At 47.8% G+C, this 12,791-nt stretch carries 11 protein-coding genes; 4 read left to right on the forward strand and 7 right to left on the reverse strand.

Annotation, left to right across the window (positions count from 1 at the left end; translation table 11 throughout):
* Positions 1-441 precede the first annotated feature (441 nt).
* From AC0KUT_RS12955 to AC0KUT_RS12965, 3 genes are all read right to left on the reverse strand, one after another.
* Positions 442-1,299 carry a methyltransferase domain-containing protein gene (locus AC0KUT_RS12955; protein ID WP_488830490.1) on the reverse strand — a complete coding sequence of 286 codons (858 nt, stop codon included), beginning with the start codon at positions 1,297-1,299 and terminating at the stop codon, positions 442-444.
* Positions 1,300-1,403: 104 nt separating this feature from the next.
* Complete coding sequence (locus AC0KUT_RS12960; RefSeq protein ID WP_488830491.1) at positions 1,404-2,207, reverse strand: PhoH family protein; 804 nt, start codon at positions 2,205-2,207, stop codon at positions 1,404-1,406.
* Positions 2,208-2,627: 420 nt separating this feature from the next.
* The gene (locus tag AC0KUT_RS12965; RefSeq protein WP_488830493.1) at positions 2,628-4,016 is read right to left on the reverse strand and encodes a DEAD/DEAH box helicase; all 1,389 of its coding nucleotides are present in this window, start codon (positions 4,014-4,016) and stop codon (positions 2,628-2,630) included.
* Between the two features lie 219 nt (positions 4,017-4,235).
* On the opposite strand from AC0KUT_RS12965, the gene AC0KUT_RS12970 reads away from it, so the two are divergent.
* A complete protein-coding gene (locus AC0KUT_RS12970; protein ID WP_488830494.1) occupies positions 4,236-5,192 on the forward strand; it encodes a tRNA dihydrouridine synthase in 957 nt (318 codons plus the stop codon).
* 191 nt (positions 5,193-5,383) lie between these two features.
* Here the strand turns inward: AC0KUT_RS12970 and AC0KUT_RS12975 are convergent, their stop codons facing one another.
* Positions 5,384-6,205 carry an HDOD domain-containing protein gene (locus AC0KUT_RS12975; protein ID WP_488830496.1) on the reverse strand — a complete coding sequence of 274 codons (822 nt, stop codon included), beginning with the start codon at positions 6,203-6,205 and terminating at the stop codon, positions 5,384-5,386.
* Between the two features lie 357 nt (positions 6,206-6,562).
* Here AC0KUT_RS12975 and AC0KUT_RS12980 point away from each other — a divergent pair, with 357 nt between their 5' ends.
* Complete coding sequence (locus AC0KUT_RS12980) at positions 6,563-7,030, forward strand: late competence development ComFB family protein (RefSeq protein ID WP_488830498.1); 468 nt, start codon at positions 6,563-6,565, stop codon at positions 7,028-7,030.
* A 131-nt stretch (positions 7,031-7,161) separates the two neighbouring features.
* Here the strand turns inward: AC0KUT_RS12980 and AC0KUT_RS12985 are convergent, their stop codons facing one another.
* Positions 7,162-7,806: a DUF502 domain-containing protein gene (locus AC0KUT_RS12985; RefSeq protein ID WP_488830500.1), complete on the reverse strand. Its 645-nt coding sequence runs from the start codon at positions 7,804-7,806 to the stop codon at positions 7,162-7,164.
* Between the two features lie 54 nt (positions 7,807-7,860).
* Between AC0KUT_RS12985 and AC0KUT_RS12990 the strand changes: the two genes are divergently transcribed.
* Positions 7,861-8,649 (forward strand): glutaminyl-peptide cyclotransferase, encoded by a 789-nt coding sequence (locus AC0KUT_RS12990; protein ID WP_488830502.1) that lies wholly within the window; start codon positions 7,861-7,863, stop codon positions 8,647-8,649.
* A gap of 171 nt (positions 8,650-8,820) precedes the next feature.
* On the opposite strand, the gene AC0KUT_RS12995 is transcribed toward AC0KUT_RS12990, so the two are convergent.
* Together AC0KUT_RS12995 and AC0KUT_RS13000 are read right to left on the reverse strand one after the other, a co-directional pair.
* Positions 8,821-9,633, reverse strand: a complete 813-nt coding sequence (locus AC0KUT_RS12995; RefSeq protein WP_488830503.1) for an SDR family oxidoreductase — start codon at positions 9,631-9,633, stop codon at positions 8,821-8,823.
* Between the two features lie 58 nt (positions 9,634-9,691).
* On the reverse strand, positions 9,692-10,471 hold the full coding sequence (locus AC0KUT_RS13000; protein ID WP_488830504.1) for an enoyl-CoA hydratase: 780 nt from the start codon (positions 10,469-10,471) through the stop codon (positions 9,692-9,694).
* Positions 10,472-10,736: 265 nt separating this feature from the next.
* On the opposite strand from AC0KUT_RS13000, the gene argS reads away from it, so the two are divergent.
* Complete coding sequence (gene argS, locus AC0KUT_RS13005; protein WP_488830505.1) at positions 10,737-12,476, forward strand: arginine--tRNA ligase; 1,740 nt, start codon at positions 10,737-10,739, stop codon at positions 12,474-12,476.
* The last annotated feature ends 315 nt before the right edge of the window (positions 12,477-12,791 follow it).

A 12,791-nucleotide genomic window follows, 5' to 3' on the forward strand; every position in this document is an offset into this window, starting at 1 on the left:
AAGGATTCCTGAGCAGTTCTAACAATTTAGGGGTGCCATCACACAAAGCGGGCAAGCAACACCGACAAACAAGCAGACTTAAAAACATCCAAATCACACGTATTAATTTACTCGCTAGAGTGTCTCGCCAAGTCAATTTCAATCCATGAAAACTACACAATCTATTATTTTTAATGGATTTTACGTATATTTGTTCATAAGCCCATCACTATCCTACACTCTGTAACAATCCCTATTTCAAAAAAAACGCCGCTTACGAACACCCACTGCACACGCCTTATGCAAAAAATCATAGAAAAAACAACTGAATAGTAACTTAGCTGCCACATTCGCACAACATTTCCACATTGAGACACATATCACGGAAAAAAGGTATTTCATGCGATTACAGCAACATCTGTGATGTATGACTGGCTGCATCTCGCACAGGCTTAAAAAAGGCTAGCATTTACCATAACAAGAAACGATAAAGTGATAACCATCTTCAATACCCTCCTGAATCATGGAAACCGATAAAGATGAAGGCATCTTCCATGCAAAAGGTGTCATAGCTAACAATGCCTCCGTCATTTCACCAGGGCACACGGACACGCCCCCTGTAAGTTCACTCTGCGACAGCAAAGTAAATCCTTCCGGCGCTTGGGGCACAGGATGAGGTCGAACCTCTTCATAAATTTGTGTGCGCAGTCCCAACAAATGATCATTACCGGGCGTTACCACAATTAAAACGCCCTCTGGCTTTAATAATCGATTCAGCTCAGTCGCGCGACTGGGTGCATAAATGCGCGTAATCACATCTAGACTGCTATCTAACAGCGGCACATCAAACGCGGATGCTACTAAATAAAGAGGTGTTTGAGTCTTCACCAAATGAGTCTGCTGGCTTGCATATTTTGCGGCCATTCGCACCCCCTCTTTTGAGATATCAACACCATAAACCTGTGCAGAAGGAAGCTGCTCCGCCAGTGCTTGAGTGAAATAACCCTCACCACAGCCCAGATCAAGCAAGGCGAGTGCTGATTGAGGTAGTACATGTTGGATAGCCGTTCGCAAAACAGCGTAGTGGCCAGCGTGTAAAAACAAACGACGCGCGCGCAATTGCGCCTTCGAATCGCCAGGTTCAAGGGATTGTTTAAATTGAACCGGCAGGAGATTGAAGTAACCTTCTTTAGCCCGATCAAAGTTATGGCGATTTACACAGACAAGGCTGTGATGTAGTTCACCACCTAATAGATTGCTTTTAGCGTTATCGAGAGAGATGAAAGATGCATGACACAGGGGACAGCGCAGTAAATTCATGCTGAAATCAGCCCATAAAAAAATGTGCGGGCAGCATGACGACTCACTGTATAAATGGCAAGTCAAAATCGAAGTGTGCCGTCAAGCACACTTCGATCGAGAAGTTAAATTTCCGGAGGTTCGTAACAATCAATAATGTCCCGCACCAAACCGCTGCGCACTATATCTTCGCGCTCAAACTCATGAATATAAACGCTGGGTAAACTGCCAAGTCGCATCACGGCATCAGCCAAGCCATTCACACCACGAATATCGCTTTGCTTGATATCACCGTTAATAACCACCTTACAGTCTTCACCAATGCGCGTGAGGAACATTTTCATTTGCGCGGGGCTGGTATTTTGCGCCTCATCCAAAATCACAAAGGTTTTACTGTTAAAAGTTTTACCGCGCATAAATGCAAGTGGTGCAGCGACTATGCGACCATGGCGCAAACAATAGTCCACCGTACCCGCACCTAAGCGCTCATTTAAAATATCGCGAAAGGCATCAATGTAGACTGAAAACTTCTGGTCTAAATCGCCCGGCAAAAAGCCGAGGTTTTCCCCCGATTCCACGGCGGGACGCGTGAGAATAATGCGTTCAATACGGCCCGATTCCAAAGCCTCAGCAGCCAAGGCGCCCGCACAATAGCTCTTACCTGTACCGGCAGGGCCAATACCAAAGGTAAGCATATGCGTGTTGATGGCGTTGATGTATTGCTGTTGGGAGTTACTTTTAGCGCGAAAGGGTTGGGCGGAGCGGGAGGGAGAGTAAGCAGTTTCGACTTGCTGTGACCGAGAAGATATTTCGACAATATTGTCATCACTTCGCGAACCTTTTCGCGTCGACTTATGGCGCGAACCGCCGCCGTAGTCGCTGTATGAATGATGGTTTGTGTTGCGTCTGGCACTCGTTTTTTTTGCCATAAATATTTATCCCCTACAGGTTCAAAGTAAACAGGAGCAATAATTGCTCATTGTTGTGATATACCCGAGATACGCAAATACTTTGTGTCGCAAGATAGGTGTCGATTTTATCTCCTCTGTTTGCCAGTGTTAAATGAATAAACGTTTACTTGAAATAATGCATAAAACACATCAAGTACTTCTTCACTAAAGACTCACCAAAAACAATTCGAGTAAAACAAAACAGTGTGACGATCAAGTGACAGCGAATAAAAACCTCTGTCAGTTGTCTTAAAGCTTAACTCTAGTATCAGAGCTTTAGAATTGCGTTTTTCAGCAACCCTAAGCTGATACTAGGCTTATTTAGAAGAGTGGTCAATAACCGATTTGAAATAATTTTGTACTACTTGCACGGTATATATGCTGTGCAAATACACAGAATTAAACATCTGCATCATCTACAAACTTAGTGATTTTTTTCTTAGGCGGCGCAAAACCATCGACGAGAGGTGCACCTTCACCAGGTGCCGCAGGCGCACGGCGCTTACCAATATTCTTTTTATCGCGCTCACGCACCTTCACTTTCTCAGTTGTCGATTTTTTTGCTGCAGCTTTTTTATCTTTCGCTGTATCTTTCTTTTTAGTACCCGCGGCCTTACCTGAAGACTTAAGTTTATCCGGCCCTTTATAATTAGCGATTAAGCCTGGCAGCGATACCTTTTCAAACTCCACCTGCAAATAACGCTCAACACCCTTGGCAAGATTCCAGTCCGGCGCAGCAACAAAGGTTACCGCTCTGCCCTCGGCATCTGCACGCCCAGTGCGCCCGATACGGTGTAAATAATCGTCGGCTGAGTGCGCCATATCGAAGTTGATAACCAAGTCAACGCCGGAAATATCCAAACCACGCGCCGCCACATCAGTCGCGACTAACACTTGGGTTTTACCTTGACGGAACAAATCCAAGGTGATTTTACGCTGATCTTGGGTCACATCCCCGTGCAGCGCACTTACGCGATATTTGTTGTAGCGCAACAAACCATCCAGCTGTGCCGCTTTGATTTTAGTGTTGGTAAACACCACCACTTTTTCATAGCTTGCACTGGCAAGTAGCGACAGCAATAATTTTTCTTTGTGTTTTACATCATCAGCCAAAACATATTGCTGAGTAATGGCATTAGGCTTTTCGTCAATGTGAATTTCACTTGCATCGCCTAAGACAACTTGGCCAATCAAGTGACGCAAACCCTTTAACTCAAGAGTGGCTGAAAATAAAAGCGTCTGACGATCTTTAGCGCAGGTCTCTGCGATCTTTAATACATCTTCGCTCAATCCCATTTCCAGCATGCGGTCAGCTTCATCTAAAATCAGCACATCCAAACCGCTAAAGTCCGTTGACTTATGAGAGATATGCTCACCCAAACGACCAGGAGTACCTACGATAATTTCTGGATTTTTACGCAACACAGCTTTTTGATACTTTAACTCTTCTCCACCGCAAATCATGGCGACTTTTATGGGCGTGAACTTTAAGAGCTGCTCGGCATTTTTCAAAATCTGCCGCGCCAATTCCCGCGTAGGTGTAAGAATTAAAATACGCGAGCTAGCAGGATGCAAGGTGGCGCGCGTCAATATGGTTTGCAAGGTGGGCAAAAGAAACGCAGCCGTTTTGCCACTTCCCGTTTTAGAGCTAACGAGCACATTTTTGCCCGCCAGTATTTCAGGTATAGCGGCCAGCTGCACTGGCGTAGGTTGCTCATAGCCCAGCAGATTGATTGCCTTCTGTAATTGAGCGTCAGAAATCAGATCCTGAAAGCGTGGGTTAGACATAGAGCATCCTCGATAATCGATAGGTGAAACAGCCAGCAAATGGGGAAAAGGCGCGCAATCTACGCAGATTGCGCGTATTTATCAATCAAATGCCGCAAACGCGCTGGAATATAGCGCCCGCATGCGTAGAATGCCGCCCATTATAGAGCTACTTCGACACTCGTGTTCGCTCAATCGAACCTAAAACAAGATTGCGACCTATTACACAAGGCAATAACTATGCGGATTATGCTGGCCCCGATGGAGGGTGTTGTCGAGCATCACGTGCGTGACATTCTCAGCCGTATTGGCGGATTGGACGGTTGCGTGACCGAATTCATTCGCGTTACCGACCAAAAGCTCCCCTATAAGGTCTTTTATAAGTACGCCCAAGAATTAGAATCCAATTGCAACACACCTAATGGCACGCCCGTTAAGGTGCAGCTCCTCGGCAGCAAACCAGAGCCTATGGCGATGAATGCTCTAGAACTAGTGCGCTATGGAGCCAAGGCGATCGATTTAAATTTTGGCTGCCCCGCCAAAACCGTCAACTCTCACGAAGGCGGCGCCTGCTTGCTGCGCCAGCCAGACAGGGTCTACGCCATTATTAAAGCCGTGCGCGATGCAGTACCTAAAGCGATTCCCGTATCGGCCAAAATTCGCTTGGGCTTTGATGATCGATCGAGTTATTTAGATAACGCGCGCGCGGTAGAAGCCGCTGGCGCCGATGAGCTCACCGTACATGCCCGCTCCAAAGCCGATGGCTATAAGCCCCCAGCTTACTGGTCTTATATTGCCGACATCCAACGCGAGCTTAAAATTCCCGTCATCGCCAATGGTGAAATTTGGTCAGTAGCGGATTATCTGCGCTGCCGCGAAGAGTCTCAATGCGATGATGTGATGCTGGGGCGCGGGCTGCTCGCCTGCCCTGATCTAGCAAGGCAAATTAAAGCCCATCTCGCGGGAGAGGATTATCAACCACTTAGCTGGGCACAGATTTGCACCATGCTATTTGACTACTATCAAACCACCACGCCTCTCTATGACGAGCGCAACTGCGGCAACCGCGTGAAACAGTGGCTGATGTATTTAAGCCGCCAATACCCGCAGGCGGGTGTATTTTTTGATGAAGTAAAACGAAAAAGCTTACCCGCCGATATTGAAGCCTGTTTTGGCTCAGCCATCGCGGCACTTTAGCGCTGTATTTTAGATGCCGCACAGCGTGTTAAACCAACACTAATCCATGCATTGCACGCACAAAAAACCCCGCAGTGCGGGGTTTTTTAGCTTGATGGGACATATTTCCTTTCATGAACACGTCTATCTTAAAAGTTCATGTGGCTTAAAAGTTCATGTAGCTCAAAAGTTCATGTGATTCAAAAGTATATCTAGCTCAAAAGCGAATCAAATCCACCCACCAAGTCTTTGGTGTCTTCTATTTTCTCCATCATTTTAACGAGATTAATACCCAGCTGAGTCGCCAATTCATTAGGAAAATTGGCCACAAGCGCTGCATCATCGCCCAATTCATTCATATGCACTATGTAGTCTGCAAGATTGATCAGGCCAGCCAAACGTGAAAACTCATCGGCTTTAAGCGGATTCAATTGGTTGCGAATACCCGCCACAATGGCATCGGGGAACTTCCATCGGCTAGCCAACTCAGCGCCCGCTTCGGGAAAGTTAAAGCCCAGTACATTTTTCTCAATATCCGAGTTGCGCGCACCTCGGTCCACTACTTTCTTAATTTCCAAACACTCTTCCGGCATAAGGATATGTATTAACAACTCACCAATGTTATGCATCATACCCGTCGTAAAAGCAGTCTCTACATCATCGTGAGAAAAGCGCGCCAACCATTTACAGGTACTGGCAACCGCGAAGCTATCGTGCCAAAACTTGGGTAAATCAAATCCTTCGGGTGCCTTAAATGCACCGGTCAAGCCAGACGCAAGCACCAAGGTACGCACTGCGTTAAATCCGAGAATAAAGACAGCATCACTGACTGAACCCACTTTCCGATTGCCACCGTAGTGTGCTGAGTTCGCCGCGCGTAAGACTTTTGCGGTCAGAACCTGATCAGCACTGATTTTTTGCGCAATAGCCTCATTATTAATATTTTCATCGCCAAAACTTTCTATTAGCTCCTGCACGACCTTAGGGATGTTGGGCATTTTTTGAGCGTTATCAATTAAACTTTTAAGATCCACGGTAATCCTCACTCTGCGACAAATTGACGATGCAAATTTTTATAGGGGGCCTGCGGCAGACTGTCCGCTCAATTTTTCTGTAGGCCTGATAATGGGTATAGCAAATGTTAGAGGGATAGCAATAAAGTAATAGAAATGTCAGATTTTAATAACAGAAAAACACGAACTGGTTAAAACTACTCAAATAAAACCAATAACACTAAGGCTGATATCTAGAGTTTAGAGGAACATTGTTGGAGGGCCATAACCAGCGCAAACAAATTTTAGGTTTCTCGCCATTGCACATTCAGGGTCTATACTCTTGAAACACCATCTACACTGCCTAGCACTCAAGCCGTCTATAGAGAAGATACTCGCATGCTAACCAATCGCACTTATTTTATGAATGATGATAACGTTGACTTTATTCACAACTATTACGAGCGACTGGTCGCCCAAGAGATTTACGACCAAAGTCAGCGCGTACAGGAAGGCGACCGAGACTTTCTCGCCGATGTTGCCTGCGTAGCGCTTAATCGCCTACCGCCGCGCTATATTCGCCACGACGTAGACATGACTTTTTTTATGTCGCCGCAAGATATGGGCGAAATAGAAAAGAAGGTGAGCTTGGCGGTGACCGAAGCCATCAATCATGTTGAGAGCCGCGAGAGAGGCGAAGATGTGAAGCTACCACCGCTAGAAGTGTCTTTAATTGGCAATCGCGCAAGTAAACCCGATAAAGCAGCGGCACAGGAATCGATCAACGAGAGCTTAGCGGCTGCACCAGTAGCAAAAGCGAGTAAATCTGCCCCTAAAGCCAAGAGTTCAAAAAAGAAAAGCAGCTAGCCTTTTTAGCCTTTAATAAATAGCCAGATAGATACTTTTCCAAACTGCCAGCCAACCACTGGCAGTTTGGTACAACAAGGCTTATCCAGAGTAACGCACTCACATCCCCCCCAATCCCCCTGCCAAAAAAGCTAACCCTTAGATTTAGGTTTTCCCGCGAGCTTTCTTGCCTCATCAGAGATTATTTGCGAACCGCTGCCGCAGGCAATAACCGTGCGCATAGCCTCTTCAACACTGATATAGGGCAACAGGTCTACACAATCTGCGGCGAGGTGATACACGAACCCCGAAGTTGGAATCGGTGCCGTGGGTACGTAAACCGTGTAATCGCCGTTAAGATGCTTCGCCGTGACTATAGCCGTGACCGACACACCCGCTGGTCGCCCCATTACATAGGCGCGGCAAACCTCCCCCTTCAAGAGCGAAGTATTACCCTCACCACCCAATAATTGCGACACAATCTCCCGAATGGTTTTATAACCGGGGGCCAATCGAGTCAGCCATGCATCTATACGGTCATGAACCCACTCGCCCACACTGGTTTTGATAAATAAACCAATTAAGAAGCAAATACTTAACACCAGCATTACGCCAATTAAATCAGTCAAATAATGGCTCAAAGCCGTTTGCTCTACCAACCAACGACTTAAAGGCCGAACCAAGTCGCGCACTACCCCCAGCAGCCATTCGACCATCCAAATAAAAATGACAATAGGCAGCACTACCATAAACCCGCCTATGAGAGTGATACTGACAAATGCCCGCAAACGCTTCATGATGATCGCCTTTCCAATAAGTACTTAAACCAAACAACGAATAAGAGAGCCAAGGTGAAAAAAATAACCCTCTGGGGCTGGCTATTGTGCCCGAGCCTAGTACTGATAGCGAATTGCCAAGCCGCCACGAGCCTGAGCTATGAGATTCTCGCCGAGCGCAGCCATAAAGCGACGCTTTTTACCCAAGGCCTATTAATTGATAAGGGCTATTTTTACGAAAGTAGCGGACTCTATGGGAAATCCCAGCTCATTAGTTATCCCATTGCTGAGCCCGATAGCACTTGGGCCAAAATCGCACGCCCCTTCACGCACAAACAAGACCTGCCCGAGCGCTTTTTTGCTGAAGGGCTGGCCTTGCATGGCAAATATTTATATCAACTTACCTGGCAAGAAAAAAGCGTGCTGGTGTACAACAAAGACACCTTTAGCTACGAGAAAACACTGAGTTACGAAGGCGAAGGCTGGGGCCTAACCAGCGATGGTAAAAGCCTTATTCGCAGCGATGGCACTAGCACCCTCAGTTTTCACGACCCAGAATCATTTGTCGTGACCAAAACCCTCGCTGTGCGCGATGGTGAACAAGCTGTTGAACGTCTTAATGAACTGGAATATGCGCAAGGGTTTATTTGGGCCAACGTGTGGTACGACAATCATCTGCTCAAAATTGACCCCACTTCGGGCCAAGTTGTCGCCAAACTGAATCTAAGCCCTATTGCACGCGACCTACAGTTAAAAGATACAGAATCGGTGCTTAATGGCATGGCATGGGATGAACAACGGCAGGCCATGTGGATAACCGGAAAGCAGTGGCCAAAACTCTTTTTATTGAAAATTCATCAATGACGAGGACAAACAACAGCTCAGGTAGCCTTAGCGCAGCCTGAGCCTATTTTGGGATGCCTATAACTAACTTGTTAAAATATTTTGTGGCAATTAAATGCAGGCCACATACAAAAGCCGGCACAGCAACGCAGATAATTTTTTAGCAGGTGATAACACCCAAAACCAGAATACCTATTCAGATGGTTTAGGCTGAAGCATCTGCGCCAATCCAGCACCGACGACACTCACCCCGCCCTGCGCCCAACCGCCATCGACAGGTATAACCGCACCGCTAATATAGCTGGCAAAATCAGACGCTAAAAACATGCAGGCGTTGGCTATATCTGTTTTTGTGCCCATGCGCTGCAGCGGAATAGATTGCACTACCCGCGTGCGCAAAGCCTCTGTGGGCGACAAGCGTTTCATGCCTTCAGTATCGTCAATTGGGCCGGGAATCACCGAATTAATACGCACGCCTTCTGCGCCCCACTCCAAGCAGAGCGTGCGCGTAATCATATCTACACCTGCTTTCGCCGCGCACACATGCGACTGCCCCGCCATAGGTGTAATCGCTTGAGGCGCCGAAATATTAATAATACTGGCGCCCGGTTTTTGTAGGTGTGGATAGACTGCCTGCATGACATGAAAAGTACCGAGCAAATCAATTTCAATGACTGAACGAAAACCATTGGGCGACATACCCATCGCCAGCGCAGGGAAGTTACCCGCTGCACCGGATACCACCACATGAAATTTACCCCAAGCCTGCGCGAGCTTATCTATCCCCAACTTAAGCGCATCAAACTCGCGCACATCAGCGGCAAACCCGCCCGCCTCTGCCGCACCTGCTGCTTTTAGAGCAGCAATAGTGTCATCCACTTTTTCTTGCGCACGACTCACTACCGCAACGCGCGCGCCGGCTTGCGCAAAGGCTTCCGCAACACCGCGATTAATTCCGCTGGTGCCGCCAACTACTAATACATTTTTTTGCTGGAAATCGAACATAATCAAATCCTGTTATTCGCAATTGACTGAACAGTTCATTCGTTATTAATTGCCTTAGCTAAAAGCGTGAAAAATCAGGTGTGCGTTTTTCAAAGAAAGCGGTAACTGATTCTTTGCATTCTTCAGACCCCAACCCCTCAGCAAAACCAATAATTTCCGCCGCCATAGCAGCATCTACCGCTGTGCGCTGCGCCGCTTTCAACAAAGCTTTTGTGCGTTTTATTGCAGCGGGAGGCTGTTGAGCTAAACGCGCTATTTTAGCCTCTGCATATTCCGCCAAATCATCGCGGTGAATAGCCGCCGTCACCAAACCCAAAACTGAGGCTTGCGCTCCGCTAAACGCTTCGCCCAATAAAAATAATTCTGCCGCCTGCTGATGCCCCAACAAACGCGGAATGAGATAGCTGCTCGCATACTCTGGGCACAGACCTAAATTCACAAAAGGCAGTTGTAAACGTGCATCTTCTGCCGCGTAGACCAAATCACAATGCAGCAGTAGCGTGGTGCCAATACCAATAGCGTGGCCGCGCACTATGGCCACCACTGGCTTGTTGCACAGCTGTAGCGCGCGCATAAAGCGCAACACTGGATGCTGATCGTGCAATTCCGGTTCATTCATGAAATCCAGCAAGTCGTTGCCGCTGGTGAAGAAATCATCACTGCCAGTGAGCACTATCACCCGTATATCCGCATCATTATCGGCAGCGGCAATGACATCAGCCAAGGCAGAATACATAGCGAGCGAGAGCGCATTTTTACGCTCAGGTCGATTTAAGCGAAGCCGCAGTACGCGTGCGTCTAGCTGCAACTCAAGAGCGGAACAAGGGCTGCTAATCATGGTGTATTCCCTTTAATAAGTTATGTAATTGAATAGATTAAAACCGAGGGTCGGTTGAGTATAGTCAAACTCACTCTCTTCTTTGGTAAAGCTTAGGTTTTCCACTTCGATGCTGATTAGTTTTTGAACTCACCAAACTACTGCGCCAAGCACTGCTCCAGCAAAAGCAGCTCCGGCGCGGGCACCTAAAACAGCAAAAGATGGCATAGGTGGAGGGTGGCAGGTACAATTCGCCCCCATCTTTCCCAGCTGTTGATCGACTCCTATGAATATCCGCGAATTATTAAATCTCCGTGTCCTCCACGCCATGCAAGCCTGTGGCATAGCAGCAGACCTACCCGCACTCATAGCGCCAGGCAAAAAGGCTGGCTTTGGTGATTACCAAGCCAACTGCGCCATGGGCGCCGCCAAAGCCATGGGCACCAATCCACGCGAACTGGCCGCTAAAATTATCGCCGCGTTGGATCTGGCCGACATAGCCGACAAAGTAGAAATCGCAGGCCCAGGCTTTATCAACATCGATCTCAAGCCCGAATGGCTCGGTGCTCAAGTAGCTCTCGCCGAAAAAGACAACCGTTTAAATATTGCCCAAGCGCCATCACCACAAACCGTCGTAATAGACTACTCAGGCCCCAACCTCGCCAAAGAAATGCACGTGGGGCATTTGCGCTCCACTATCATTGGCGATGCCCTCGCCCGCCTACTTGAATTCCAAGGCAACAAAGTTATTCGACAAAACCATGTGGGCGACTGGGGCACGCAATTCGGGATGCTGATTGCGGAACTGGAAGAACAGCTGGGTGCCAATGGCGACGGTCAAATGGCGCTCAAAGATCTGGAAGTTTTTTATCAGCAAGCCAAAAAACACTTTGACGATGATGCTGCCTTCGCCGATAAAGCACGCAACTACGTAGTGCGCCTGCAATCGGGCGATGCCGACATGCTCAAGCTTTGGCAGCAGTTCAAAACCATTTCTCTGCACCACAGCACTGAGATTTATGCACAGCTCAACGTCACCCTTACCGATGCAGATGTACGCGGCGAAAGCTTTTACAACAACGACCTCGCACCGCTGGTTAAAGAATTACAAGAACAAGGGTTGGCCAAAGAAAGTGAAGGTGCACAGGTTGTGTTTTTACAGGAACTTGCCGACAAAGAAGGCAACCCCTCTCCAGTAATTATTCAAAAACAAGGGGGCGGCTTTCTTTATGCGACCACCGACTTGGCCGCATTGCGCTACAGAACCAAAAGCCTCAATGCCGACCGCATTATGTATTTTATCGATGCGCGTCAATCGCTGCACATGCAACAAGTCTTTACCCTCGCCCGCAAAGCAGGCTTTGTAAACGACACTACCAGCCTTGAACATCTCGCCTTCGGCACCATGATGGGCAGCGACGGCAAACCCTTCAAAACCCGCACCGGCGGTACCGTTAAACTCGCCGAGCTATTAGTAGAAGCCGTTGAACGCGCCGCAGCCGTGGTAAGCGAAAAGAGTACCGATTTAAGCCCAGCAGAAATAGCGGAAATCTCCCGTAAAGTGGGTATAGGCGCAGTGAAATACGCTGATCTCTGTAAAACACGCACCAATGACTACGTGTTTAACTGGGATTCCATGCTCAGCTTTGAAGGCAACACCGCCCCCTATTTGCAGTACGCATTCACCCGCGTGCAAAGCATTTTCCGCAAGGCAGGCGTCACGCCAGAATCCCTTAGCAGCGCCATTATCATAGGCACTGAACAAGAGAAAACCCTGGCGATAAAATTGCTGCAATTCAGTGAAGTACTCGATCAAGTAGCGCGTGAAGCTATGCCGCACTTGCTTTGCACCTATCTCTACGATATCGCTAGCCTCTATATGACCTTTTACGAAGCCTGTCCTATTTTAAAAGAAGGCATAGCACCGGAGCTGCGCGACAGTCGCTTACGCCTGTGTCACCTCGTGGCGCGCAGCCTAGCGCAAGGTTTAGAGTTGCTCGGCATCGATGTCATGGAAAAAATGTAACGCGGCCTCTAATAAAACACCGTCAACTACAAGCGCGTCACCAATGAAATGACGCGCTTGTAGTAATCCAAACTCTGCTAGCCAGCCAATTATCGACTCACATCAGACCCGCCGCTCCACACCCGCTAATATCATTCCACTGCCCGCACCTCCTTCCCACCACTAGCACACCAAACGCCTTAGCCTCATAGCGCCGAGCGCGAGCGCTATTTAACATTAATCAATAACGACTCTTAACCTATAGACTCCCATCTATTTAGGTATCACAAAACAGGTTTTTATGACAATTTTGGTCACATGCTGACAAAAAAACTG

Source organism: Cellvibrio sp. 25HG11W-0 (assembly GCF_057815475.1).

Coding starts and splice junctions, on each gene's coding strand:
- AC0KUT_RS12965 (WP_488830493.1), bottom strand. CDS start 4,016: ATGTCTAACCCACGCTTTCAGGATCTGATTTCTGACGCTCAATTACAG.
- AC0KUT_RS12995 (WP_488830503.1), bottom strand. CDS start 9,633: ATGTTCGATTTCCAGCAAAAAAATGTATTAGTAGTTGGCGGCACCAGC.
- AC0KUT_RS12960 (WP_488830491.1), bottom strand. CDS start 2,207: ATGGCAAAAAAAACGAGTGCCAGACGCAACACAAACCATCATTCATAC.
- AC0KUT_RS12955 (WP_488830490.1), bottom strand. CDS start 1,299: ATGAATTTACTGCGCTGTCCCCTGTGTCATGCATCTTTCATCTCTCTC.
- AC0KUT_RS13000 (WP_488830504.1), bottom strand. CDS start 10,471: ATGATTAGCAGCCCTTGTTCCGCTCTTGAGTTGCAGCTAGACGCACGC.
- AC0KUT_RS12980 (WP_488830498.1), top strand. CDS start 6,563: ATGCTAACCAATCGCACTTATTTTATGAATGATGATAACGTTGACTTT.
- argS (WP_488830505.1), top strand. CDS start 10,737: ATGAATATCCGCGAATTATTAAATCTCCGTGTCCTCCACGCCATGCAA.
- AC0KUT_RS12970 (WP_488830494.1), top strand. CDS start 4,236: ATGCGGATTATGCTGGCCCCGATGGAGGGTGTTGTCGAGCATCACGTG.
- AC0KUT_RS12985 (WP_488830500.1), bottom strand. CDS start 7,806: ATGAAGCGTTTGCGGGCATTTGTCAGTATCACTCTCATAGGCGGGTTT.